The organism is Planococcus citreus (genome assembly GCF_003664125.1).
Taxonomy (GTDB): Bacteria; Bacillota; Bacilli; order Bacillales_A; family Planococcaceae; genus Planococcus; species Planococcus citreus.
The window spans coordinates 1,338,720-1,363,648 of the sequence record NZ_RCCP01000001.1 but is presented as its reverse complement, the minus strand read 5'-3'; the positions used below and the strand labels follow the sequence as shown (position 1 = coordinate 1,363,648).

The 24,929-nt window shown below is 46.4% G+C and carries 29 protein-coding genes; 15 read left to right on the top strand and 14 right to left on the bottom strand.

Annotation, left to right across the window (positions count from 1 at the left end; genetic code table 11):
- Nucleotides 1-30: 30 nt before the first annotated feature.
- Both DFR62_RS06705 and DFR62_RS06700 read right to left on the bottom strand, forming a co-directional pair.
- Nucleotides 31-639: a type 1 glutamine amidotransferase family protein gene (locus DFR62_RS06705; protein ID WP_121298954.1), complete on the bottom strand. Its 609-nt coding sequence runs from the start codon at nucleotides 637-639 to the stop codon at nucleotides 31-33.
- Nucleotides 640-731: 92 nt separating this feature from the next.
- Nucleotides 732-1,019 carry a hypothetical protein gene (locus DFR62_RS06700; RefSeq protein ID WP_121298952.1) on the bottom strand — a complete coding sequence of 96 codons (288 nt, stop codon included), beginning with the start codon at nucleotides 1,017-1,019 and terminating at the stop codon, nucleotides 732-734.
- A gap of 320 nt (nucleotides 1,020-1,339) precedes the next feature.
- On the opposite strand from DFR62_RS06700, the gene DFR62_RS06695 reads away from it, so the two are divergent.
- Genes DFR62_RS06695 through DFR62_RS06685 form a run of 3 tightly spaced genes read left to right on the top strand, consistent with a single transcriptional unit; the run spans nucleotide 1,340 to nucleotide 3,257 of the window.
- A complete protein-coding gene (locus tag DFR62_RS06695; protein ID WP_121298950.1) occupies nucleotides 1,340-1,756 on the top strand; it encodes an Rrf2 family transcriptional regulator in 417 nt (138 codons plus the stop codon).
- Entirely contained in the window at nucleotides 1,753-2,682 is a 930-nt protein-coding gene (locus DFR62_RS06690) for an NAD(P)/FAD-dependent oxidoreductase (RefSeq protein ID WP_121298947.1), read from the top strand. The genes DFR62_RS06695 and DFR62_RS06690 overlap by 4 nt, the downstream gene beginning before the upstream one ends.
- Nucleotides 2,683-2,705: 23 nt before the next feature.
- On the top strand, nucleotides 2,706-3,257 hold the full coding sequence (locus DFR62_RS06685; protein WP_158290820.1) for a class I SAM-dependent methyltransferase: 552 nt from the start codon (nucleotides 2,706-2,708) through the stop codon (nucleotides 3,255-3,257).
- 47 nt (nucleotides 3,258-3,304) lie between these two features.
- On the opposite strand, the gene DFR62_RS06680 is transcribed toward DFR62_RS06685, so the two are convergent.
- Nucleotides 3,305-3,679, bottom strand: a complete 375-nt coding sequence (locus tag DFR62_RS06680) for a hypothetical protein (RefSeq protein WP_121298943.1) — start codon at nucleotides 3,677-3,679, stop codon at nucleotides 3,305-3,307.
- A gap of 146 nt (nucleotides 3,680-3,825) precedes the next feature.
- Here DFR62_RS06680 and DFR62_RS06675 point away from each other — a divergent pair, with 146 nt between their 5' ends.
- Nucleotides 3,826-4,116, top strand: coding sequence for an RNA polymerase alpha subunit C-terminal domain-containing protein (locus tag DFR62_RS06675; protein WP_121298941.1), 291 nt, complete (start codon nucleotides 3,826-3,828; stop codon nucleotides 4,114-4,116).
- Between the two features lie 54 nt (nucleotides 4,117-4,170).
- Here DFR62_RS06675 and DFR62_RS06670 read toward each other — a convergent pair whose 3' ends face one another.
- From DFR62_RS06670 to DFR62_RS06660, 3 genes are all read right to left on the bottom strand, one after another.
- Nucleotides 4,171-4,548: a hypothetical protein gene (locus DFR62_RS06670; RefSeq protein ID WP_121298939.1), complete on the bottom strand. Its 378-nt coding sequence runs from the start codon at nucleotides 4,546-4,548 to the stop codon at nucleotides 4,171-4,173.
- A gap of 148 nt (nucleotides 4,549-4,696) precedes the next feature.
- A complete protein-coding gene (locus tag DFR62_RS06665) occupies nucleotides 4,697-5,092 on the bottom strand; it encodes a hypothetical protein (protein WP_121298937.1) in 396 nt (131 codons plus the stop codon).
- A 61-nt stretch (nucleotides 5,093-5,153) separates the two neighbouring features.
- Nucleotides 5,154-5,669: a TetR/AcrR family transcriptional regulator gene (locus DFR62_RS06660; RefSeq protein WP_121298935.1), complete on the bottom strand. Its 516-nt coding sequence runs from the start codon at nucleotides 5,667-5,669 to the stop codon at nucleotides 5,154-5,156.
- 98 nt (nucleotides 5,670-5,767) lie between these two features.
- On the opposite strand from DFR62_RS06660, the gene DFR62_RS06655 reads away from it, so the two are divergent.
- From DFR62_RS06655 to DFR62_RS06630, 6 genes are all read left to right on the top strand, one after another.
- Nucleotides 5,768-6,589, top strand: a complete 822-nt coding sequence (locus DFR62_RS06655) for an SDR family oxidoreductase (protein ID WP_121298933.1) — start codon at nucleotides 5,768-5,770, stop codon at nucleotides 6,587-6,589.
- 170 nt (nucleotides 6,590-6,759) lie between these two features.
- Nucleotides 6,760-7,491 (top strand): metallophosphoesterase family protein, encoded by a 732-nt coding sequence (locus tag DFR62_RS06650; protein WP_121298931.1) that lies wholly within the window; start codon nucleotides 6,760-6,762, stop codon nucleotides 7,489-7,491.
- A 112-nt stretch (nucleotides 7,492-7,603) separates the two neighbouring features.
- Nucleotides 7,604-8,011 (top strand): DUF4181 domain-containing protein, encoded by a 408-nt coding sequence (locus DFR62_RS06645; RefSeq protein WP_158290821.1) that lies wholly within the window; start codon nucleotides 7,604-7,606, stop codon nucleotides 8,009-8,011.
- A 30-nt stretch (nucleotides 8,012-8,041) separates the two neighbouring features.
- Nucleotides 8,042-8,317 carry a hypothetical protein gene (locus tag DFR62_RS06640; protein ID WP_121298927.1) on the top strand — a complete coding sequence of 92 codons (276 nt, stop codon included), beginning with the start codon at nucleotides 8,042-8,044 and terminating at the stop codon, nucleotides 8,315-8,317.
- A 19-nt stretch (nucleotides 8,318-8,336) separates the two neighbouring features.
- The gene (locus tag DFR62_RS06635) at nucleotides 8,337-8,579 is read left to right on the top strand and encodes a hypothetical protein (protein ID WP_121298924.1); all 243 of its coding nucleotides are present in this window, start codon (nucleotides 8,337-8,339) and stop codon (nucleotides 8,577-8,579) included.
- 32 nt (nucleotides 8,580-8,611) lie between these two features.
- Nucleotides 8,612-9,058: a GNAT family N-acetyltransferase gene (locus tag DFR62_RS06630; RefSeq protein ID WP_121298922.1), complete on the top strand. Its 447-nt coding sequence runs from the start codon at nucleotides 8,612-8,614 to the stop codon at nucleotides 9,056-9,058.
- A 91-nt stretch (nucleotides 9,059-9,149) separates the two neighbouring features.
- Here DFR62_RS06630 and DFR62_RS06625 read toward each other — a convergent pair whose 3' ends face one another.
- From DFR62_RS06625 to DFR62_RS06605, 5 genes are all read right to left on the bottom strand, one after another.
- Nucleotides 9,150-10,559: a GH1 family beta-glucosidase gene (locus DFR62_RS06625; protein ID WP_121299559.1), complete on the bottom strand. Its 1,410-nt coding sequence runs from the start codon at nucleotides 10,557-10,559 to the stop codon at nucleotides 9,150-9,152.
- Between the two features lie 257 nt (nucleotides 10,560-10,816).
- Entirely contained in the window at nucleotides 10,817-11,800 is a 984-nt protein-coding gene (gene guaC, locus DFR62_RS06620; protein WP_121298921.1) for a GMP reductase, read from the bottom strand.
- Nucleotides 11,801-11,923: 123 nt separating this feature from the next.
- Nucleotides 11,924-12,718, bottom strand: a complete 795-nt coding sequence (locus DFR62_RS06615) for a DUF817 domain-containing protein (RefSeq protein WP_121298919.1) — start codon at nucleotides 12,716-12,718, stop codon at nucleotides 11,924-11,926.
- A 208-nt stretch (nucleotides 12,719-12,926) separates the two neighbouring features.
- Complete coding sequence (locus tag DFR62_RS06610; protein WP_121298917.1) at nucleotides 12,927-13,400, bottom strand: hypothetical protein; 474 nt, start codon at nucleotides 13,398-13,400, stop codon at nucleotides 12,927-12,929.
- Nucleotides 13,401-13,459: 59 nt separating this feature from the next.
- Nucleotides 13,460-13,837, bottom strand: a complete 378-nt coding sequence (locus DFR62_RS06605) for a hypothetical protein (RefSeq protein WP_121298915.1) — start codon at nucleotides 13,835-13,837, stop codon at nucleotides 13,460-13,462.
- Between the two features lie 133 nt (nucleotides 13,838-13,970).
- Between DFR62_RS06605 and DFR62_RS06600 the strand changes: the two genes are divergently transcribed.
- Genes DFR62_RS06600 through DFR62_RS06585 form a run of 4 tightly spaced genes read left to right on the top strand, consistent with a single transcriptional unit; the run spans nucleotide 13,971 to nucleotide 20,051 of the window.
- Nucleotides 13,971-14,369, top strand: a complete 399-nt coding sequence (locus tag DFR62_RS06600; protein WP_121298913.1) for a (deoxy)nucleoside triphosphate pyrophosphohydrolase — start codon at nucleotides 13,971-13,973, stop codon at nucleotides 14,367-14,369.
- Between the two features lie 21 nt (nucleotides 14,370-14,390).
- The gene (locus DFR62_RS06595) at nucleotides 14,391-17,285 is read left to right on the top strand and encodes a DEAD/DEAH box helicase (protein ID WP_479681118.1); all 2,895 of its coding nucleotides are present in this window, start codon (nucleotides 14,391-14,393) and stop codon (nucleotides 17,283-17,285) included.
- 26 nt (nucleotides 17,286-17,311) lie between these two features.
- Nucleotides 17,312-17,638 (top strand): nucleoside triphosphate pyrophosphohydrolase, encoded by a 327-nt coding sequence (locus DFR62_RS06590; protein WP_121298909.1) that lies wholly within the window; start codon nucleotides 17,312-17,314, stop codon nucleotides 17,636-17,638.
- Nucleotides 17,631-20,051, top strand: coding sequence for a DEAD/DEAH box helicase family protein (locus DFR62_RS06585; protein WP_121298907.1), 2,421 nt, complete (start codon nucleotides 17,631-17,633; stop codon nucleotides 20,049-20,051). The genes DFR62_RS06590 and DFR62_RS06585 overlap by 8 nt, the downstream gene beginning before the upstream one ends.
- A 42-nt stretch (nucleotides 20,052-20,093) precedes the next feature.
- Here the strand turns inward: DFR62_RS06585 and DFR62_RS06580 are convergent, their stop codons facing one another.
- A complete protein-coding gene (locus DFR62_RS06580; protein WP_167456522.1) occupies nucleotides 20,094-21,941 on the bottom strand; it encodes a DUF262 domain-containing protein in 1,848 nt (615 codons plus the stop codon).
- Between the two features lie 339 nt (nucleotides 21,942-22,280).
- Here DFR62_RS06580 and DFR62_RS06575 point away from each other — a divergent pair, with 339 nt between their 5' ends.
- Nucleotides 22,281-22,715 carry a DUF4357 domain-containing protein gene (locus DFR62_RS06575; protein ID WP_121298903.1) on the top strand — a complete coding sequence of 145 codons (435 nt, stop codon included), beginning with the start codon at nucleotides 22,281-22,283 and terminating at the stop codon, nucleotides 22,713-22,715.
- Between the two features lie 164 nt (nucleotides 22,716-22,879).
- Here DFR62_RS06575 and DFR62_RS06570 read toward each other — a convergent pair whose 3' ends face one another.
- Nucleotides 22,880-23,890: a DNA/RNA non-specific endonuclease gene (locus DFR62_RS06570; RefSeq protein WP_241663118.1), complete on the bottom strand. Its 1,011-nt coding sequence runs from the start codon at nucleotides 23,888-23,890 to the stop codon at nucleotides 22,880-22,882.
- Nucleotides 23,891-24,168: 278 nt separating this feature from the next.
- A complete protein-coding gene (locus tag DFR62_RS06565) occupies nucleotides 24,169-24,699 on the bottom strand; it encodes a plastocyanin/azurin family copper-binding protein (RefSeq protein WP_121298901.1) in 531 nt (176 codons plus the stop codon).
- Nucleotides 24,700-24,929 lie beyond the last annotated feature (230 nt).

Genomic DNA, 24,929 nt, shown 5'->3' with positions numbered 1-24,929 from the left:
TCCAACACGGAACAAGGGGATTTCTACGTTCTACTGCTGTGACTTTGTGTAATCGTGATAGCCTTGCTTGAAAAACCCGTACCATTCATCGATTTCCGCTTGCGGTGCGGCATTCAGCGCTTCGAGCACTTCTTTCCCGAATTCGAGGAATGCAGAGCCGTTCGCGGTGATGAGCTGGCCGCTGCGGACGGCTTGCTGCTGGAGATAGTGCGCTTCATTCGTGTAGCGGTCGCCTGAAGTTTCCTGCAAATCTTCCAGGTGATTGCTCGTATGCGGCACATCGTTTAACAAGCCGTTCTTTCCGAGAAATACCGAGGCGTCGCAAATGGCGCCGAGCACGGCTTGCTGGCTGATTGCTTTGTCGACCAGCTCCATGACGCGTTCGCTGCCGTCTTTACGCCAGGAATTGCCACCGATGAGAATCAATCCCACGAATTCCTCCGGTGCATCGTCAATACTATAGTCGGGCACTACGGTAAAGCCGCCGATTGATCGAACCGGCTCTTTTGTCAGCGATACGGTTTTCACATCGAATCTGCGGCCGTCGCCTTCCGGTTCTTCGTTCAATGCCGCCGCCAAAGACGCTGCTTCCCAGTCCGCATACTCGTCCAATAGCACAAAAAGGACTTTCTCGTTCATGCTGCTCATTCCTTTCGTGTGAATATTCGCTTTTTCATTAAGCGAATTATAGCACAGTCATAAGCGTTTACTGACAGAAAGTGGCCATTCGATCAATGGCCGCCGGTGATTTCCAAATAGAAAATCATAAACAGGCTGATGAGGCCGATGACTGCCATGATGCCGTAAGCGATTTTTCGGAACATGCCTTTTTTGAAGTAAGCGAACAAGACGAAAAAGTACAGCACCCCTGCCGGCACGAGGAAGGTCAAAAAGCCGCTGACGTCCTCGAGGTGGTGGGCGAAAATCGAGATCGCTAGACTTAAGAACAGGGCGGCGCCATAGAGTGTCATAACGTTTTTCAAGCTTTTTTCAGGATCGTTGTTTTGTGAAGCAGCCATAATATCCAAACTCCTTGTCGTTTTTATCAGTCCCAATGATTGAATATCAATTGGCCTGTCGTATTCGGTTTCCAATAAGCCGCTTGTTTCAATTCGGCTTTGTTTAACTGTAGCGCGTTTAGCTGTTTGCTATCAAGCGGCACGTCGTCACAGGCTTCATTTTCTGCTAGCCGGATGCTTTCATTGTGAGAACTTCATTGCCCGGGAAATAAAAACGAAGCGTTTCTCGTTGACGGGAACAATGGCTAGTGGTAAATTGGTTTTAATTACAGACAACAAGAGTCTTTAATATCCACAAAAGAACTTGAGGAGGATGCCCGATGAAATATTCCAATGCCACGAACTACGCCTTGCATACGATGGTGCAGCTGATCCGGTTGCCTAGGGATGCGTCGATCGGCGTGCAGGAACTGGCGAAAGCCCAGCAGTTATCGCCCACTTATTTGTCGAAAATCTTGACCAAGCTGACAAAAGCTGGCTTGATCGAGTCGACGCCGGGCGCAAAAGGCGGCTACCGGCTGGCGCGCGGCGAGCGGGACATCTCGTTTTTCGATGTGATCCAGGCGATTGAAGGCGAAAGCCATTTATTCGACTGCACGCTCCATCGCCACGAAGGCTGCCTAATCGAGAAAGTCATGCGGGACGCTGAAGCCAATATGAAACAAGAACTTCAGGAACAGCTGTTAGTGGATATTGCAGAACAGGCAGGACAACACCAAGGAGGCGATGGGAAATGAACGATTCGTTTACTAACCAGGAAGCGCTGCTCGATTGTGCGATTATCGGCGGCGGGCCGGCGGGGCTCAACGCAGCGCTCGTGCTCGGCCGTTCATTGAAAAAGACCATGCTGTTCGACGACAACCAGCCGAGAAACCGCGTGACGCATGAATCCCACGGCTTTTTGACACGCGACGGCATCAATCCCCAGGAACTGAAACGATTGTCTCAACAAGAACTCACGCATTATCCGGATGTCCAGATCAACACGAGCCGCGTCTCAATGGTCACGAAAGAACCGAAAGCTTTCCGCATCGAAACGGAAGGCGGGGAAGTATTCCACGCGAGAAAAGTAATCCTGGCAACCGGATTCACGGAAACCTTGCCGGACATTCCGCGCGTCCAGGAGTTTTATGGCACAAGCCTATTCAGCTGCCCGTTCTGCGACGGCTATGAAATGCGCGGCGAGCCCTTGGTCATCATTTCGGAAAATGAAGCGGCGGGGCATCTTGCAAAAGTCGTCTCCAACTGGTCGAACAATTTGATCATCGCGACCAATGGCAAGAAGCACATCACGCCGACGGAGCAGAAAACGCTTGAGCACCACGGCGTCCTCGTCTACGAAGAACCGATCCGCTCACTGGACGGCGAAAACGGGAAACTGCGCGCCATCACGTTTGAAGACGGCACAACGATCGAACGCTCCGGCGGATTCGTTACAGCCGAATGGCACCAGTCGACATCCATCGCGAAAGATTTGGGCTGCTATATTAACGAACGGGGCGGAGTGGAGACCGACCCGATGCAGCGCACCAATGTCGAAGGTGTCTTTGCTTGCGGTGATATTTCCATGGGGCCTGCGCAATTGATCATCGCAGCTGGACAAGGAAGCCTTGCTGCCACCAGTGTCGTCGCGGCCTTCACGGAAGAACGATTCGGCGAATGAACCATGCAGAAAAGAGGGAGCCTATGCACAAGCACCATAACAAAATCGCCTATTTGGACGATCCGCAGCGAAACGGCGGCCTGACAGCGGAAGCCTTGCTCGATCAGTTGCACATCAAAAACAGCGACCGCATCCTGGATTTCGGGGCAGGCACCGGTTACTTTACTTTGCCGCTCGCACAGCGAGTCGATGAAACGGTCTTTGCACTCGACACGGATCCGGCAATGCTTGAATTGATCAGCGAAAAAGCGCAAGCAGCGGCTATTGAAAATATCGGGTTTGTTTCCAGCGAATTAACGGACGCCGCCCTCGCAGAAGACTCACTCGACCTCATCCTCGCGTCGCTCGTCTTGCACGAAATCACGCCGCTTGGGCCAGTGCTCGAAAGCATGCACAGCTTATTGAAGGCAGGCGGACATTTGATCGCCATCGAACTCGAACCGAAAACCGGCGGGTCCAAAGCGCCGCGTTTGACGTCGAGTAGCTTGGAACAGCAGCTCTCGGCAGCGGGATTTGAAGTGGTGGAGAAATTCTTCCCGGCACAATCCTTATATGTGCTGGTGGCACAGAAATAAATCAAAAAAGGCTCTTCCTTAGCGGGAGAGCCTTTTTTGATCGATAGTTATCCTTGTTGCGCTTCCTCTTCCTGCGCTTTCCGGTACGTCCTGCGGAACACGGCGAGCGTCACGATTACGCCGATCCACAAAATCGGGCTCGTGAGCGACAAGCCGCTCGCGGATTCGCCGCCAAGTGCCGTCAGGACAACCAGCAACAGGAGCGGATAGATGACCGAAACGACAGGAAAGATGATCAAGAAATGCTTTTCTTTGTCCGGCTTCAAGCGCAGCGCGGACAACACGATCATGACTGCCATAATCGCAAACAACAGCCACACAGGGATGCCGATTGCTTCGAGTGTGCCCGGGAAATAATCGTTGATCAACAGAAGCGATAGATTGAGCAGCAAGACAACCGAGATGAGCCAATAGGTTTTCATGAAAAAAATCCTTTCTGTGATTCACGGGATAAGTCCTTTCAGTGTAACAAAATATCCACTTTGGCAGGCGTCTTTCATTTGCAGCGAACATCCCCAAAATGATATTGGATGTCTTATAATGAAGAAAACGACGGGGAGCGATGAACATGCCTGCTGAAAAGACATTGCGCATTTGCGATCACGGCCACCGGTATTACAAAAGCAGCGACTGTCCGACATGCCCGGTATGCAACGAGGAAAACAAGCCGCAACGCGGATTTCTCCGTGAGCTCAGTGCGCCGGCGAGAAACGCGCTGCTGCAGCAACAAATCGATACGCTTGAGAAGCTGTCCGGTTATAGCGAAAAGGACATTCTGGCGCTTCACGGCGTCGGGCCCGCGTCTTTGCCGGTTTTGAAGCAGCATCTAACGGAAGCGGGATTGACGTTCAAAACTTGATAACGCATGAAAAAAGGCACTCCCAAATGGAAGCGCCTTTTTTCATGCAAAACTTTATGCGTTCTCTGCTTTTTTCTCGGATGCCCGCACATACTCGAGCCAGGAAATCCACAACGCCACCGCGACTCCGATCCATAAGACCGGACTCGACAGCGAAATGCTGTTTTGTGATTCTCCGCCAAGTGCCGTTAATACGGCCATGACCAACAGCGGCACGCCGACCATCAATGCAGGAAAGATGATCATATAGCGTTTCTTCTCGCGGTGCGGCTTGACGGTCGCCCAGCTGAGGACGACCATCAAGGCGATGACCACAAACAAGATCCACGTCGGAATGCCGAGTTCGGCAAGAGTGCCCGGGAAATAATCGTCGATCAACAGCAGAGACAAGTTCAGCAATAACACAGCAATAATAAGCCAATAGGTTTTCATAGTAAAAATCCTCTCCTAGATGGCAAATATTCGCCTTCCTCCCAGTCTAACAAAGATAACTCGATATGAAAGGGATTGAACTGAATCGCTTGTCCGCTGTGAAGATTCAGTGACGCAAAAAAAACCTCTGGTACTGGAGGGCTAGGTTCTATTCTTGGGATTCTTGCATTTTTTTCTTGTATGCTTTTTTGTCGTCGGAATAGCTGAACCATAGAAATACGGCAAACGTTATCCACATAGGGGGACTTGCGAATGAGTAACCTGAGCTCGACTCACCGCCAAGCAAGGAGAGCAGTGCCATCAGCAAAATTGGGTAACCCAATCCCATAGCCATAAAGATTAACTTGGCATGTTTTCTTCTTTTCCGTTGTCGATCGACATGACTTGGCGTAACGAGTAAAGCAATGACGAAGAAAGCTAGCGCAGCCAGAATGGCCCAAGGGGCAATGCCAAGCGCATCCAGTGTACCTGGAAAGAAATCGTTGATGAGCCAAAGTGATAGAGCCGAGAAAGCGGCGATGATTAAGACGGGACGTAATTTCATCTAAACAGTCCTCTCGTGTAACGGATGGGTGTTCATCTTTTGATTCATGATGGGGAAGGGGTCAACTAGTACGTTCACGCGCATCCGCCAAATTTGCCGTCCAATCGGCGAAAATGATTTTCATCAGCTTGTCCGACGCTTCCTGCGGCGCCATTGCAAAGCCGCCTTTGACCCACGACGCCAAATAGCCGATCGTGCCCCAGCCGGCGAAGACGGCGAGGTCCTCATCGCCGAAGACGTGTTCGAGCTGGCCGGCAAAGCGGATTGTCAGTTCGTGGATGCGCCCCGCGTCTGCGAATTCCTGGCGGTAAAACGGGCGGTAGTGGAAAACGTGGCGGCAGATCTTCAAGTTGATCGTCTCGGCATCCGACGGTTCGGCGTAAATTTGCAAGAGCCGCCCGTTCAACTGGCTGCGGACCGCGTCCATCAATTCGTATTTATCGGTGAAATGCAGGTAAAAGGTGGAGCGGGAAATGCCGGCATAAGCGACGATGTCTTTGACCGACACGTCCTCAAAATCCTGGTCGGCAAGCAAGTGGATAAAGGTTTCGGTAATGGTTTGTTTCGCTGTTATCATTTATGTCACTCCATTAGACAATATCGTGGGAAATGTCTCGTATTATTTACGGAAATTACGCTTATGCTAATTATAGTAGATAACAGGGGGAATTGCTCATGACGAAGGACGTTTATGTGATCACAGGCGGTTCAGAAGATCTCGCCATCGCACTAGCCAAGCGCATCGGAGCGAAAGGCACGCTGGTGTTGGCAGATCCGTGTGAAAAATGCCTGAAGCTCGCGAAACAACAGCTCTTGCAGCAAAACATTGCCGACATTCACTGCGAAACGGTCGACCTGACATCGAAACGAGCGGTCGAAAACTTAGCGGAGAAAGTGGCAGAACTGGGCCGTCTGAGAGGGCTCGTCCATGCGGCGGGATTATCGAATGCGAACGATTCCAAACGCAAGATGGCCGACAACGTGATCGGCATGCACCATATGCTTGAGGCGTTTTTGCCGCTTGCGAATGAAACAACCTCTGCCGTCATGGTGTCATCGATGACCGCCTACATGGTGCCGCAAAACGGCCAGTACATGGACGTGTTGAAACAGCAGCTCGCAGCCAATTTAGCGGAAACGCTCGAACAGTTCACGCAGGGAGATGCGGGTGCGGCCAACAGCATGTCAAAGCTCGCCGTGCAGTTGATCGTCGAAGACCAGGCGTGGGCGTGGGGCGAAAAAGGCGCGCGCCTCAACTCGGTATCGCCCGGCATGATGAATGTGCTGGATGCAGCAGGAGATATCCAAACCCTGCTCGACCACACGCCGCTGCGCCGGACAGCGGAACCGGAAGAAATCGCCTCGCCGATCGAGTTCCTGTTGAGCGATTCGGCTTCCTACATCACCGGCATCGACTTGCGCATCGACGGCGGCACCATCGCCAACTACCCGCGCATGAAAGCGGCCGTATCACAGGAAAAGATGAAACGCTTTTAATACATACGCAAGCCCCATATTCCACCACAAGCCTCGCTAACACACAGCGGGGCTTTTCTTGTGGGGATTATTAAAGATTATGGATAATAATTTTGGTAATAAATGTTACTATTAGTTAAAAACTAATAACTCTAAATAATAAAAGTATTAAAGGGATGAGGAAATCGCGTATGAGTACAAAGATCGCAGTAATTGCTGATGTTCACGGCAATAGCCAAGCCTTATACGCGGCATTGGCAGAAATCGACCGGGATGCGCAAGTGAAACACATTTACTGCATAGGGGATATGGTCGGAATTGGGTACGAGACCAACGAAGTGCTGCAAATTTTGTTTTCCAGAAAAGATATTTCATTTGTTATCGGGAATCACGAAGAAGAATTGATTGCGATTTTGGAGGGAGAAGAAAGTGATAGCCAAGGCGGTGAGAGGGTGCACCATGAATGGCTGGCAAAACGATTGGACAAGCGTTTGCTTCCAAAACTTAAAGCCATGCCGAAAGAAATAGCGGCAGAGCATGAGGAACATAAAGTTTTGTTTACTCATTATCACTTGGACTCCGAGCAGCGATTTCTTCCCATAGAAGCTGAGCCGGCGGTTGAAAAGCTAGACCAACTTTATAAAGAATCGCCGTTCGATTTGGTTTGTTTCGGCCATCATCATCCAGTGCATCATTTTTCTTCTGCACAACGAATTTACTTGAATCCGGGGTCGCTTGGCTGTTATGACAAGCCCTTCGCCAGGTATGCCATTGTTGAATTTACGGCCACAGAAATCAATGTCGCATTAGAGCAAGCTCTTTACGATAATCGAGATTTCCTCTTGGGATACGAACAACTGAACGTTCCAGAAAAAGAGTTCATTTTAAACGTTTTTCATGGCAACCAAACGATAAAAAAATGAAAAGAGACTTTTTAGGGGTCGTGAATGCATCTGATTTCAGGTATTAAGGAAAAGTAGAATGTAGAAAATTAATTTTTTGTCGATGTGTTCGTTTACTAAAGGAGGGGTGTCTATGTTTTGGTTGGAAATCGGGTTGGTTATTTTAACTATGTTCTTGCTAAGTTCTCTCATTAATTTTATCTTGGGAAAGCTATTGAACATCGAAAAAGAAAAGAAAGAATTGTTTTCATTTGATTTTGCCAATGAGCGGCATCGGAAAATTGATCAATGGATCAGATGGGGATGGATGTTGGTAAGCATTCTCGTCATTTATTTGGTGTTGTATCGAGAACTTCCTGTGACCCTTTATTTAATGTTATTTATTGCTTGGATGACAACAGATGCCTCTATAAGAGCATATTTTCAATGGAAGCACTCCGAACAGCCAAAACAGGCCATTTTGACGCTCAGCGAGATGGCGGTCTGGGTATCGACAGTCACCTTTATTATTTACTTCGATGTCTTCAACTTTTTTACTTAAGTCTCATGCTTTCGAGAAAGGGGCGGAAAGATGACAGAAGAAAAGAAAATACAGTATTTCAATATAATTTTATGCAAAGCGGGGATGTTGTTGATTGGGTTAGGTCTTATCCGGGCATTTTCGATTCACCATGACAAGCTCGGGTTCCTGCTAGGATTCTTCGGCTACATCTTGGTTTCTTTCCATATTCAAGCACTGGAGAAAAGATGGGAAATTTCGAAAAAGCACACTTGGATCAGTACTGGAATCTTTGCGCTAATCTTTTTGCCGCTAGGATACTGGCTCGCTTTTCCGGTTCCACAATGAAAGGAACTGGAGGCCAAAGATGAATAATATCCCGTTTTTCTTCGTGGAATCGAATAGGCATTATCAGTCTTTCCTATCATATGAAGAAGCCGGGGAGACATCCACGGGCGCTTATACGACGAGTTTCCTGCAGTCGCCATCAAATGACGGAGTTGCTATGTCCAGGTATTACTTGCATAAAGATGAAAAAACAGAGGAAACTATACAAGCGCTGTATTCGCAGATATTTGAATCGATTGAAACGAACGACGATGACCGGTAAAGTATCCATTCCCCATAGAAAGAGGCAAGCTTATGAACATCAGCTATCAAAAATTCAGTTCCGAACCGCCCCAAGGAATAGCGGAAGAAATTACTGCGCTGCACCGGCTGATTTTTGGTGGGCCGGGACACTGGCTGGAGAAGCTCAACCGCCAGGAAACTGTATTGGTCTATGTGGCTTTAGTAGACAACCGCGTCGTAGCCTATAAAATCGGCTATGCCCTGGACGATCAGATTTTCTACAGTTGGCTCGGTGGCGTCCGTCCTGATTGCCGGAAGCTCGGAATCGCCTCCGAACTGATGCGCAGGCAGCACGAAGACCTTCGATCATTGGGTTACGGAATCGTCCGCACCAAGACGATGAACAAATGGCGCGGCATGCTGCTGCTGAATATCCAGACGGGTTTTGACGTCTTGAAGACGGAAATCGATCCGCGCGGCCAGTTGAAGATTGTATTGGAGAAGAAGTTACTTTCTTGATCCGATGCAGCATGTTGCACAAGAGAAAAACCAGCCAGTTTCGAAATCGAATGATTTCAGGACTGGCTGGTTTTTTTGGGGGGGAATGCTTTTACAGTTCTTCTCCACGCGTCTCGATGACATGCTTATACCAATGGAACGACAGCTTTTTCTTACGGTTCAGGCCGTCCTTATGGTCGACGTAGATAAAGCCGTACTGCTTTTTATAGCCGTTCAGCCAGCTCAGCAAATCAATCGCCGACCAGGCGTAATAGCCTTTCAGATTGATGCCTTGGTGAATGGCTTTCTTGATGACCTTCAAATGTTCTTCGATGTACTTGATGCGCGGCACATCGACGATTTCGCCATCGATGATCGGGTCTTCGTCGCCCAAGCCGTTTTCAGTGACGTACATCTTAACGTCGCCATAGCGTGCCTTCAGCATGTGGAGGCCATCCAAAAACCCTTCCGGCGAAATTTCCCAGCCCCATTTGGTATAGGTTTTGTCTGCCATTTTGACAGTCCGGTAATAGCCGTCAAAAGACGGGCTGCCGGGAGCCAATGTGGACGTTTCCCGGGAGTGTTCGATGACAGCGGCGGTTTCGTGATTTTTTTCCACGCGGATCGGCTGGTAATAATTAAGTCCGATAAAATCGTTCAGGCCGGCATTTCTCCGCAAAGTGTCGAGCTCTTCCTCTGTCCACTCAGGCGTCCAGCCTTTCTCCTCCAATACATCGAGCACATATCTTGGGTATTCGCCTTTTAGGATCGGATCGTAATACCAGAAAGTCTCGAATTCGTTGGCGTGTTGGGCAGCGCGCAGGTTTTCCTCGCGATCATTCACGCTATAGGCCGGCAGGAACACATGGGTAATGCCGATTTCGCCGTATTGTTTCAGGCCCTTATAGATTTCAATTGCCTTGGCATGGGCATAGAACACATAATGCGTCGCCTGGAAATATTTTTTTTCGTCGTTCTGAATGCCCGGGGGATGAGCGCCTTTCAAATAGCCCAATCCGCAGAACATTACGGTTTCATTGAAGGTGATCCAATGCTTGACCCGGTCGCCGAACGACCGGAAGCAAATCTCGGAATACTTAACAAACGCCTCCGCTGTCCGCTTGTTGGTCCAGCCGCCGTCTTCTTCAAGTGCCAATGGCAAATCCCAATGATACAGCGTGACAAACGGGACGATGCCGTATTTCAAACATTCATCGATTAAGCTGTTGTAGAATGCCAAGCCTTTTTCATTCACTTCCCCATCGCCATCAGGCAAAATGCGTGCCCAGGAAACAGAAAAGCGGTAAGATTCCAAACCCATTTCCGCCATCAACCGAATATCTTCTTTGTAACGATGGTAATGGTCAACCGCGATATCGCCATTCGTTCCTTCAAAGGTCTTCCCGGGAATCTTGGAAAAAACATCCCAGTTGGTCGGCCCTTTGCCGTCTTTATTGGCCGCGCCTTCGACTTGATAAGAAGCCGAAGCGGCACCAAATAAAAAGTCATGTGGAAACTTCATGTGAATTCCGTCGTGATTCATATTGAAAGACCTCCATCTGCATTTGCTAATCTACAGTATAGCAGGAGCGGAATGGAAGACAACTGGAGTATAGAGAGGGGGGACGATATGAAAACGGCCTGTTTGGCTGTCTAATCCGCTTTCTTATCCCTACTTTAAACAAAGGCGCACTAAATGAGCAGGCAGATGAAAAAACCAGCCTCTGTGGCTGGTTTTTTTACCGTGGAAAGGTTTCCGCGACGGCTTGATTCAATTGATCAATACACTTTGTCGCCGTTAAAGATCGAGTTCTTCACGATGACGTAATCCACTTGTCGGATGGCGAGCAAGTGGTTGCCGCCTGCATAGGAAATCGCCGACTGCAGATCCTGTTCCATCTCGACCAATGTATCTTTCATCGAGCCTTTGAATTCCACGTACATTTTCTTGCCTTCGACGTTTTTCTTTTCGCCTTTTTGGAATTCGGACGCTGAACCGAAGTATTCCTTCAGGAGCTTGCCGTCCTGTTCTACGGTTTGCCCTGGGGATTCTTTGTGTCCGGCGAACAATGAGCCAATCATCACCATCGAAGCGCCGAAACGCACCGATTTTGCGATATCGCCGTGTGTGCGGATGCCGCCGTCCGCGATGATCGGTTTGCTCGCAGCTTTCGCGCATAGGCGAAGTGCGGCCAACTGCCAGCCGCCTGTACCGAAGCCGGTCTTGATCTTGGTGATGCACACCTTACCGGGCCCGATGCCCACTTTCGTTGCATCAGCGCCTGCATTTTCCAGTTCGCGCACCGCTTCCGGCGTCCCGACGTTCCCGGCGATGACGAAGCTCTCCGGAAGTGATTTTTTGATGTGCCCAATCATGTCGATGACAGAATTCGAATGGCCATGCGCCACATCGATCGTGATGTATTCCGGCGTTACCCCGGCGTCCACTAACTCTTGGACGAACTCGTACTCTTCCGGTTTGACCCCGACGCTGATCGATGCATACAGCCCGCGCTCTTGCATGTCTTTTGCGAATGCCAAGCGTTTTTCCGGTTCGAAGCGGTGCATGATGTAGAAATAATTATTTTCAGCCAGGAATTTGGCGATTTTTTCATCGACGATTGTCTGCATATTGGCCGGCACGACCGGTAATTTAAACGTGCGCCCGCCAAACTCTATGGATGTATCACATTCTGAACGGCTATTTACCACTGCTTTTGCAGGAACTAACTGAATGTCTTCGTAATCAAATACATTTTCCATTAATTACACCCCTAAACACGAATATTATTCGATAGAACGAATGTTATTGTTCGTCCATATGATAATTTACTCCATTTATTGGGGAATGTCAAAAGTTCTTTGTCTGGAACGACAAACTTTCTGTCAGCTTTCTTTTTCAGCTATCACACTGCTTCGCGAGGGATGTTGTAATGAACTTTTCACTCGCTTGAGCTGGGCGACAATGATCACCGAGATGATGACGAGCAAAAACCACGAGCTGATTTTGCCGATGTGGACGAGCGACCAGGCCGCTTCCTGGTTCGGGTATTGCCAAGCGCCGAGGAAGGTCGTGATGTTTTCTGCGATCCAGATGAAAAAGCCGATCAATAGGAACGACAAGATCAGCGGCATCTTGAAGGTTTTCTCATCGATGCGAAACGTCACGTTTGTGCGGAAGAAAATCAGTACCAATAATAGCTTCAGCCCCCAGCGGATGTCGTAGGTGAAATGATGCGTGAAAAAGTTCGCGTAGATCAACACGCTGATGGCGATGCTGTAGAAAGGCTTCGGCCATCCATACATGTGCAGATCGAAACGCCGCCATGCCTGGCAAATATAGCTCGCGACACTGGCATACATGAATCCGCTATAGAGCGGCACGCCGAAAAACTTGCTATAGGCTTGTTCGGGATACGCCCACGAGCCCATATGGACCTTGTACAATTCCAGGCCGAGCCCGATCGCGTGGAATACGAGGATGACTTTGAACTCATCCCAGGTCTCCAGTTTGGACGTGAGCATGAACACTTGCGCGATTATGCACACCAGCAAAATAAAATCATAGCGGGGCAGATAAGGAATCTCGATGTATTTCGACAACGCCAGTGCCGCGAAAATGATGACGGGAAAAATGCAGCACAGCGCTTGTCGGTATCCGAACAGCCAAAACGTTTTCATCACACAGCGCCTCCCGGAAGTTAGGTTTTTAAAATGGACGCTGGGGGTGAGGGGAAGTTGCCAGGGGAAGGAGCGACTATGGGATGGAAGAAGATACAGCGGACAATAAAGGTGCAAAAAAACCTCAGTCTTCGGAACTGAGGTTTTTTCGAGTATGTAGTTCAACTGATTAATTGGCATAAGTATCTACTAGATAGTACAAAAGCAGCTAGCCATTTGTTGATGGCTCTTTCAGGTTTGTCAGTCGCGTAATCTCGCCTATATTATAGCCAACCCAGGCCCCGATAAAGGCGAACGGAGGAGCAGAGACTGTTTGGTTTGGAAAACTGAAATCGGTGGTGGTTAAAAAGAATACCAAAACAATGCCTAAAACAATGAAGAGGACGACTTCAATTATTTTCTTGCGCTTCCAGCGTTTCTCGCCCCAGTGACTCCTGTCGAATGCCTGAACGCGCCGGCTGGTCTTCGTCCCAATAAGATTGCCTGTTATCAATGTATACAAGCTAAAAGCTGAAGAAACTAAAAGGCAGGCTAAAACAATCCAAGTGACGAAGAAAAGTGTGTCACTCTCCAAAAAATAAACAAGCAATACGAAGACCAAGAGCATAAATAGATTGCCCAATAGCAGCTGCTTTTTCTTTAGCTTTTTAATTTCTTTTATGTCCCATTGATCTTCCTCCATTACATCCTTCCTTTCCATTTAAGTATCAAACTTTTGTATCGTCTATATATGAAAAACATTTATTCCAGCGTTTGTTCATCCTGCTCTTTTTCCTTCTGATAATCACGCCACCCCAACCACAAAATGATTCCCCATAAGATCCAAAGGAAGGGACTTGTTATAGAGAGGCCGCTCTCTGAGTTGCCACCAAATATCGTCAATAAAATCATTACAAGCATAGGATAGGCAGACAATAACAATAAGGCATGAAGCCTAAAGCGTTTCTCCAGTTCAGGGTTATGCGTTAGTAAGCTCACAAGAACCAAAACCCCAAGCAGCGCATACAATGACCACTCCGGGATGCCCAAAGAACTGAGTGTGCCCGGAAAGTAATCGTCAACTAACAGCAAAGTTATATCGATAAGCAATACGATGCCGAGCAGCCAGTACGTTTTCATCCATGACTCTCCTTTCGGCGAATAAAACCCTCTTTCTTCTAGTGTAACAGGAGATGGATCGAAATATTTAGAAAAGGGGATATTTTACATATGTTATTATATGAGTAATAGAGAACTGAAGGGAAGGATAGAAATGAAAAAAGACATTCATGTCGTAGGAGCGGTCATTATCGACAACGGTCGCATTCTTTGTGCTAAGCGTGGAATGGAGAAAAGTCTTCCCGGTTTATGGGAGTTCCCAGGAGGCAAAATCGAGCAGGGCGAAACGCCACAGGAAAGCTTAAGACGCGAAATTCAAGAAGAAATGCATTGTGAAGTTGAGATAGGGGAGCAAGTTGAGCACACGAGCTATGAATACGATTTTGGCATCGTTCATTTGCAAACCTACTATTGTAAACTCACCAAGGGCACACCGATATTGACGGAACACACCGAGATCAAATGGCTAGCAGCACATGAACTGCCGAGCTTGGACTGGGCGCCGGCCGATATTCCGGCAATTGAGAAACTGGCGGCGACGCTCACTAATTAAATCTTCACGAGGATAAGGGGAATGGGCATGGATATCGCAAAAGAATTGAGTGCATCCTTACAAAGAGGCTTTATCGACCGTGATTTTCAAACGACGGATCGCTTTAAGCCGAAATTGCTGATTAACAACACTGCTTCTAATCATTATGTGCTCAATACCTTATTAGAAGAGTTGGACCAATGTACGTCGTTCTTGTTTTCGGTGGCATTTGTCACAGAAAGTGGCCTCGCGACATTAAAATCGCATTTAGCGGATTTAGACCGAAAAGGAATCAAAGGTCGTATTTTAACATCGACTTTTCTAAGTTTTAATCACCCGAAAATCTTTAAAGAACTTTTGAAAATTACCAATGTCGAAGTTCGTTTATCCAATAAAAAAGGCTTTCATTCAAAGGGCTATATTTTCACACATGATACTCATCAAACCTTGATCGTCGGCAGCTCCAATTTAACGGCGCAAGCTTTAAAAGTGAATTATGAATGGAATATCAAACTTACCTCTCATAGTAATGGGGAACTCATTCATCATTTCAACGAACAGTTTGAATCGGTATGGAACGAAGCGGAAGTGCTAACAGAAACGTGGATTCACCGCTACGAACAGCAATACGTGCCTGTTGAATACCGCCGTGATGTGAAACAAGTAGCAGATTTCCCAGAACTGTACCAAACGAATCCATTAGAAGAAGCCATACATATCAAGCCAAATAAAATGCAAGAAACCGCGCTTTTTCAAATCGAAAGTGTACGTGAAGCAGGCCATCAAAAGGGCTTGGTCTTTTCTGCAACCGGAACAGGGAAAACTTATTTATCCGCCTTTGATGTCCGAAGTTTTGCGCCAAAACGTATGCTATTTATCGTTCACAGAGAACAAATTTTGCAAAAAGCGAAAGAAGACTATAAGAAGATTCTAGGTGGAGTGGAAGCGGAGTTTGGCTTTTTATCCGGTAGTCGCCGGGATCTAAACGCACGCTATGTGTTCGCTACTATTCAAACCTTGTCGAGAGAAGAAACGCTTCGTCAATTAGATCCGAAAAGCTTTGACTATATTTTGATTGACGAAGTCCATAAAGCGGGAGCTCGTTCGTATCAACGCGTCATCGATCATTTCGAGCCGCAGTTTTTACTTGGTATGACGGCAACACCTGAACGAACCGACGACTTCAATATTTTTGAGCTGTTTGATTACAATATTGCGTATGAGATTCGGCTTCAGGAAGCATTAGAAGAAGACATGCTCTGCCCGTTTCATTATTTCGGTGTGACAGAGCTCGAATACGAGGAAGACGTTATTGATGAAGCGACTGCCTTTTCAAAACTTGTGGCAGAGGAACGTGTCGATCATATTCTGCAAAAGGTGCATTACTACGGACATTCAGGAGAAAAGGTAAGGGGCTTAATGTTTTGTAGTCGCAAAGATGAAGCGCATCAATTGTCTCAGGCGTTTAATGAAAGAGGATTAAAAACCGTGGCCTTAACAGGTGACACCTCTCAAGAAGAACGTCTTCGCCAAGTCGAACGTCTCGAGAACGGCCTTCTCGATTACATCCTGACCGTCGATATCTTTAATGAAGGCATCGACATTCCAAGCGTCAACCAAGTCGTGATGCTGCGGCAAACGCAATCGAGTATTATCTTTATTCAGCAATTAGGCCGCGGACTTCGTAAGCATGGCTCAAAAGAATTCGTGACGATTATCGATTTCATTGGCAATTATAAAAATAATTACATGATACCGATGGCTCTGTCTGGTGACCGCTCTCAAAATAAAGACAATATCCGCCGTTCGCTAAAAGACACCAATTACATTACGGGCGTTTCCACAGTGAATTTTGAAATGGTTGCGAAAAACCGTGTCTTTCAAGCGATTTCAAATAGCAAGCTGACAGATCTCAAGGTATTAAGAGAAGCGTATATCGCGCTGAAAAACCGCATCGGTCACATCCCTTCGATGCATGATTTTACCCTGCACAACTCAATCGATCCACTCGTCATCGTTCAAAAATACAATAGCTATCATCAATTCCTCTTGAAGCTCAAAGAAGTGGACCCGTTATGGGGAGCGTATGAAGAACAAGTGATGACGATGCTGTCTCTGGAGATTTTAAACGGCAAGCGCGTGCATGAAATTGTACTTGCGGAAATGCTTTTGCAAAAAGTAGACGTTTCGATAGAAGAGTACCAGCAGCAATTAAACGCTGAAGGCATTTCCTGGAACGACCAAACCTTCCGTTCGGTCATGCGCATATTCACCTTGGAATTTTTCAACCAAAGCGGAAAAACCAAATACGGCAAACAACCACTCGTTAAACAACAAGGAAACTCACTCGCCTGGAATGAGCAAATTCAAAACAGCTTACGAGAAAACAGTTCCTTTAGAAATGCAATAGGAGACTTGCTCGCTACCGCAAGACAGCATAGTGTGCGCTATAACCAACAGCAAGCACTCACCCTGCATAAAAAATACACCCGCAAGGATGTCTGTCGCTTGTTGAACTGGGACAATGACGAGAGTTCCACTATTTATGGATATAAAACCAAGCACGGCACCTGTCCGATCTTTGTGACCTATCACAAAAGTGAAAAAGTTGAATCGAGTGTCGCGTACGGAGATGAACTGATCAATCAAGAGACGATGCACTGGTTTACGCGCAGTAATCGAAGCCTAGCCTCAGACGAAGTCAAAAAGATCCTTGAAGCTAGCGAAAACGGGACGGACATCCACATTTTCGTCAAAAAAGACGACGATGAGGGTGGTGACTTCTACTATTTAGGTAGAGCGTTGCCTGATACAAATTCCGTCCAAGAATCCCTTATGAAAGACAAAAACCACCGGGATATCCCAGTGGTTCAGATGGATATGAAGTTGGAGAATTCGGTAGAGCAGAAGCTTTATCGGTATTTGGTGGAGTCTTAATAAATTATTTGAAAAGGAGAATAGTTATGCCTACCTACAATAAATTAGTCAGAGACAAAATCCCACAAGTAATCGAAAACAACGGTCTTCAATTTAAAGCCCGCATTTTATCAGAAGAAGAATACAGAACAGAAGTAACGAAGAAACTCACTGAGGAGCTCCGTGAATTTGAAGAAACTGATAATCCAAAAGGTGCGGTCGAAGAGCTCGCAGACATCCTTGAACTAATTCATGCTGCTGCTGAACTCAATGGATTTTCATTCGAAGAAGTTGAAGAAGTCCGTGTGAAAAAAGCCGAGAAGCGCGGCGGATTTAAAGAAAGAATCTTTTTAATCGAGGTTGAAGATGAGTAAACTGCAGTTGGTGACCTCGCAACTCATAGGCCACTTGGGTCGGTTATCAAAAGAGGCTGTAGAAATCAACTGGATCACCGCGTTTGCAATGAAGTCGGGTGTGAGAATCGTGACACCATTTTTGAAAGAAGCAGCGGACCGAGGTGTGCCAATCAAGCTATTGATTGGTGACTACCTCTTCGTAACCCAACCGGAAGCACTTGGGATCTTGCTCGAAGAATTACCTTCTGCTGAAATTCGCCTATGGAAAAGTGGAGGTGCTTCGTTTCATCCAAAGTCTTATTTATTTCGTGGTGAAGAAACTTCGCATCTGATCGTTGGATCGTCCAATCTATCCCGCTCCGCATTAACAGAAGGGGTGGAATGGAATTTAATCGCTCCGACCTCAGTAGATGAGACGGTATTTGATGAAGCGGCCGAGCAGTTTTTAGCGTATTTCTACGCGGACGAAACGATTCCGCTGAACAAGGAAACGCTCCAAGAATATAAAGAGCTTCATGAGAAAGCGAATCTCAAACGACCAATAAGCCCTGTATGGTCGGAAGCAGAAGAAACAGGGCTTATGCTTGGAGGGCCGCAGCCCCAAGAAATTATTGAAACTGGCACTCCGTACATAACCGAATTAAAGCCTCGGCCTGCCCAGCAGGAAGCGCTTGACGCACTCGATACTGTGTTAGAGGAAGAGTACAGTCGGGCGTTGGCTGTGCTTGCGACAGGGCTTGGGAAAACTTATCTCGCGGCTTTTTTTGCGAAGAAATTTAAGCGTGTATTGTTCGTCGCCCATCGCCAAGAGATCCTCCAGCAGGCAAAAGAATCGTTCCAAAAAGTTCACCCATATAAAAAATCTGCGTTCTACCATGCAACTGAAAAAGACATATCCGCGGATTTTCTGTTCGCTTCCATCTATACACTGGGAAGTGAGTATCACTTGGATCAATTCGAGCGGGATGCGTTCGATTTAATTGTCGTGGATGAGTTCCACCATGCAGCTTCTCCGACTTACAGAAGGCTCTTAGAGCATTTCGACCCGCAATTTTTACTCGGGATCACGGCAACGCCCGACCGGATGGACAACCAGGATGTCTATGCCTTATGCGATGGCAACGTCGCGATTTCGATTCATTTCCTAGATGCCATCGAACGAAATTGGCTGGCGCCGTTTCGTTATTTTGGGGTATACGACAATACCGATTACTCGAAGGTTCGCTGGCTCGGGAACCGCTATGATGAAGAAGAACTGCTTCAGGCGCAGTTGAGGGAAGACTATGCTGAAGCGGTATTTGAGGCGTGGCAAAAGCATAAACAAACCCGCACAATTGTCTTTTGTTCGACGGTCCGGCAGACGCAATTTATGGACCAGTTTTTCCGGGAGCGTGGCATCCGTTCGACGAGTTTGTCGGGCGGTACGCCTGCAGAAGAGCGGAAATCGGCGAGAGCTAAGTTAGATTCAGGAGAGTTGGAAATCATCTTCACGGTCGATTTGTTCAATGAAGGCGTCGATATTCCGAAAATCGATACTTTGCTATTCATCCGACCGACTGAGTCGCTAACGGTCTACACCCAGCAAATCGGCCGGGGACTGCGCATTGCGGACGAAAAGGATCACTGCGTTATCATCGACTTTATCGGAAATTACCGCAACGCCGATTTGAAGCTTTCGGTATTTGATACAGCGCCTCAAGCTAAAGGAAAAGCTCAAGGCGTCGAGCCTTTGGTCCCTGTGAATTGCGATTTTAATTTAGAATTGGCAGTAGTCAATTTATTGGAAGAACTGCGGAAAAAACGCGCGCCTAGAAAAGAAGCAATGGTTCTTGCTTACCGTGAATTAAAACGGGATCTCGGCGGGCGCCCAACTTATTTGGAATTTCATCTCCAAGGGACGGCAGATTCGAAGACGATCAAGCAAGAATTCGGCAGCTGGTTCGGCCTGCTCGCTTATGCGGGAGAATTGAATGCAGATGAGATTGAAGTGTGGACGAAGCACCAGAATTGGTTTTTGGAAGTCGAGAAGACTGGCATGAACAAAAGTTATAAGATGGTCGTCTTGAGGTATATGTTGTCAAAAGGCATGGAGAATTGGCTGGATCCGATCACGCCAGTGGAAGTTGCGCCGTATTTCCATGAGTTCCTGACGGCTAAACAATACCGCCTGAATGCTGACTTTAATGATGTACAGGGCAGAAAGCTCAGAGACTACAATGAAAAGAAAATTGCTGATTTGATTGAGCGGATGCCAATGACGAAATGGAGCGGCAGTGCAAAAGACGGGCTGGTGACATTTGATGATAATTTGTTTTCATTAAATTTATCGCCAAATATTGAGTACCAGCAGATTCTTTTTGATTGGACGAAGGAGATTGCGAAATATCGGTTGCATGCTTATTTTGAATTGAAAGCAGAAAATAGAAATTAAAAACTACAAGAAAAGCAGCCGGCCGGCTGCTTTTCTTGTAGTCTACTTTACTTCTTTAGTAAGTATTTTTTCCAAATATGAAGCGATCTTAGCAGATCTTTCGTCAATAAGTTCTTTAGTCCAATATATACTCGAATCTTCACTAGTATAGACAGCAATATTCTCATTGATTTGATTTACTAGCTTGCTATCTTTTCCATCTTTTATATGGGTGGTAAGATCTCCTGCTAATGACTTTGTTGTTAAAAAGTCTGTGTCTGCAAAAACAGTTTTTTTCTGGGAAAAATTTTTATTAGACAAATGAGAGTTATCCGTGTTGTAAACAATAGCTAAATTACCAATTCGGTTTATGAATTCTTTAAACTCTCCTGTATTTTGGAATCCGGCCATTCGAACTTCCTCATCCCTCAATGTTCTCGGCAGTATATGTTCTAGTGTTAAACGTTTATTTGGAGCAGGTGATTTAATAAGGATGTTGCCCTGTCCGTACAGTTCTATGAATTTCAGCAAGTCAATGCCTTTTTTATTATAGTCACCTTTGTTATTTTCAAATTTTCTAGTACTAATGGCTTCACGAGCTAATTTAGCCTTTTCAGTGATTTTAATTTCTAATCTGTCAATAAATGTTTGTAGAGCGAATTCATTACCTTTATTCTTCTTATTCTTATAATATTCTTTAACTAAAGCAGGAATTTCAGCTTCGATATAGTTAGTTTGGGTGTATGAAAATATAACACTAGAACTTAACCGAATAGCAAGATCGACAACTATTTCTTTTGTTTCATTTGATTCCGCGTAAAAAGGAATTAGCATTGTATGGGCTTGGCGAAGTTTCAGTAACTCAAATAAAATATACATCTTAAGAGAATCATCTATAAACGAATCATAAGCTTTCCTCTCAATATCTCCATAAATTTTCGAAACACGTCTGAAATCTTTAACTAAATCTATTACTTCCTTAGAGTTTAATTTTAATTCCAGAAAATGTTTAAATAATTTATCTTTCCCCTCATTTTTACCTATGGTTCCTATTAAATAGTGTTTTAAAAATGTAGAGGATTCAATCTTCCTTTTTGGAGTGATTTCCAGGTTTATAGTGAATTGTTTCCAATTCTCATTAAATAGCTCCCGATCTAATTCCGAATAGTTTGAAGCAGTTAAACTCTTTAATAATAAATTTTTGATTAGATCTAAAGGTTCTAAGTCCTTACCGCGATTATTAAGGATTTCAAAAAGCTGAAATGCTTTGGATAAATTAGGGGCTGTAGTGACAATCAGCATAACCTTAGTCTTAATATACGAAACGAATTTTGAAAGTTGAATTTCATTTAACCCTACTATTTCTTCTTCAATAATTTCATATACTTCATTAATTTTTTTGTCAGAGGGACTCTCAGCTTCTTGCTCACTAGAGTTTTCACCGTTAACAATTGAGCGATACGAGCTACCGAACTTTAAACTAGGATGGTGTTGAATTTTTAGAGCTTCGATAGCAAACTCTTCGTTAATTATTCCATAGCCTTTTTTAAAGTCGCTGCCTCTCATAGCCCATTTAGTTTGGTCTTCTCCAGTGGAGTTTTTCATTTTATCAAATAAGAGAGCTTCCATCGCTTTGTACAAAAGTGAAAGTGTGGTTAGACGCTGTTGACCATCAATTACAATTTTTTTATTCGGATGTTCTTTATCTTCAATTAAAACAATATTCCCGAGTAAGTACCCATCGGATTCTTTAATATCAATTTGAAATCTATCGGTATCTTCATGAAAGTCTCTAAATAATTGTCTAACTTCATCTTCTCCCCAAACAAAGTCGCGCTGAAAGTCTGGTATTTCATACGTTGTGTTATTATTGAAAACGCTTGTAATATCCTTGATTTCCGAGCTAATCATGTTAATATTCACCGTCACCTTCAATTTTAATTTTAGTAACATTTAGTAATTATGAAATAATTTATTAATGTCATATTAACATACTATATTTTGTGGAATATAAAAAAAAGACAGTGCCTTGTAGAAGAACATCAACGGCGAGTGGGTTCTTGGCTTCGACCCGCAGCGCGTCCAGTCGTTACTAAAGCAGTAAAACTTCAATGGAAACACTGCTGCTTCGGCTCTTCCAAAACTCACAGCAAACTTTTTTAAAAAACTTTCACAATCCTGTCTCCTTTTTCGCAGTTGCCATCTATCTAAGAGATGAAAGGCAATTTTCTTAGAATAGGAGGAAGGCTGATGGAAAAGGAGTTTTTTGTTGCGGCGATTGAGCATCCGGAGTTTGGCGAAGTGTACCGCTTTTTTGAGGTGGATCCGGCGACGGGGGAAGAGCAGGCGATCGATCCGTTCGATAGCGGGATGGTGAAGCTTTATCATGAGACCCCGCCGGAATTGTTCTTCATCACGTCAAAACGCGGGACGGATGCGAGCGGGTTTTACCAAGGAGAGCAGTTTGTCGTGCAGCGCGGCTCGAAGTTTGCAGGCACGACCACGCCGAAATGCCCGAAGCGTTATTTGAAGCTGCGGGAAGAGCTGTTGCTGTCGGGGAAACTGATGCCGCTCGGCCACCAGTACTTGGTGATGGAAGATGTGGAATTCGCGTCGCCCTTGATTGCGATGGGTGTCGCGATCGGCGGCTGGGCGAAGGGTGCGCATGATTGGAAGAAGATTTAAGAGCGGCAATATGTGAAATTGATTGCCAGCGGATAATTGAATACGAAACGGCAAAAGCATCGCCTGGAGCGGTGCTTTTTTGCGTTTTTCCGCAAAGAAAAAACACTGAAACGATCTCAGTGTTTTCCGGTGCTCATTTTCAGTTGAAATCACTGCACCTAACTTTATTCCCCAACCATCCCATCATTATCGTTATCGCGCATATGCGGATACAACCAATGATCGCTCATGATGGGCATGGTGAAGCCGGCGTCTTTCGCTTCTTGGATCGTCACTTGCCCGTTGCCGTTGGCGTCGACGCTCGAGACGTCACCGCTTGCCGCTGTACTGCTCGTTTCCGGAGCGCTTGCTTCCGCTTCTGCAGGTTCGCTGTCGGTCAAGCCGAGGGAGGCGTTGACTTCATCGGGGTTGACGTTATCGAAGGTGTCGACCACTTCGTTGCCTCTGACGGTGTAGCTGTATTGGTAGCTGGAAGGCACTTGCGTTTCGGTATCGGGATAGGTGATGATGGCTTCAAAATCTGTGGCGCCGCCTGCATCGCGAATGACATCTTCCATATACGCCTGGTCGCCGTGGCGGTTGAGCGTGCTTTCTTGCGGGGTGATGTTATAGGCGTTCGAGACGCCGCCGAGTGAATCGGCGATGACGTGCCCTTCGTCCAAGATGTCGCTTTCGACGCCTGGCACTTTGGCTTCGTCGGAATAATAGCGGCCGGAATCTAATACAGCTTCACTCGTGTCATCTTGCAACACAATTTCGTCCGCAACGACGCGCTCTAATTGGCCGTGTTCATTCGTGAACGCCCAATATTCGCGGTCGCCGTAGCCGACGGACACAACGGTGTTCGCTTCGCGGTGTCCGGACAGATCGCCGCCGTCCACTTCAACGAGTTCGTATCCTTCGAATTGTTCATCCACAGGTTCCGCGGCTGGTGCCTCTGCGTCGGCTTCTTCAACCGTCGTGTCGGCTTGTTCCGTGTCACTTGCGGCAGTTTCTTCCTCGTTGCTTGCTTCTGTCGCTTCGGTGTCGGCTTCCACTTCTTCCGGCGCTTCCGTTTCAACAGCGGCTTCTTCTTGTACCGCGGTTTCTGAAGTTGCCGTTTGTTCTGTTTCTGTACAACCGGCCATAAAGACAGCCAGTAGCAGAACGATTAAATAGTTCATGTTCTTTTTCAATTGGAGACACTCCTCTAGTTGTATGGTATTCGTTAAGGTTTTATCGGTTTCAAATGATACGTAGCGGTGAATGAAAGAAGAAATATCCTCCACTTTTATTTATTGTACCAATAATTTACATTGCATGCGGGGAGAATTCCGATATTCCGATTCTCTAACAGGTGTCGAACTTGATTCGAGGCAGTACCAGCCAGCGCCTTTCTATAGAAAAGTTCTCATGAAAAACAGCACGGACACTGGGAATCCCAGTGTCCGTGCTGTTTTTGTGTAAAAGAGTTTTATTCAAAAGCGACATTGTGCTGCACTTGGTCTTGATTGGTCCATTCAATGGTTGTGCCCGGGGCGACGGTGATCGTGGCTTCGCCGAATTCATAATCGGCGATGTCGACGGAGACTTTATCCATCGCTTCTGCGCCTTCTTCGACGATGACCGTCATTTGCATCACTGGATGCGGTTCGCAGTAGACCGCGTATTCCCCGGCTTCATTGAACACAAAGCTGGTCATTTCCCCGTTCGACAATAAGTTGGAAGCTTCGCCGCTCATAGCTTCAGGGGCACTTGCCTGTTCGCTGCTTTCGGCTTCTTCTGCAGGTTCTTCCTCTTCAGCGGGCTCTTCTTCTGTAGAATTTTCTTCCGTTTCTTCTTCCATGTCTTCCATCGGTTCTTCTTCCGGCATTTCTTCTGTATCCGTGCTTTCCTCTTGTACAGGAGCTTGCGTTTCTTCTTCGTTGGCAGCGTCGTCTTGACCGCATGCAGCAAGTGACAGCATCCCGGCAGCGAGCAGTAAAGTGAATTTTTTGTTGATCATGTTATTTCCTCCTCCTTATAGTTGCTTCTTGCTTATAGAACGCAGCGGCAAGCGAAATAGATCAATTTTTACGGAATGGGCTCGATTTCTTTTGGCGCACCGGGAAATGAATTCTCTCTTATGGTACAGCGTTTTCAAGAGTAGATGAGAATCTGCAAAAAACCGTTTGAGCCGATAGCCAATGAGGGAAAATAAAGCTATGGTGAAAACCAGAGAATCCTGCTTGCTGC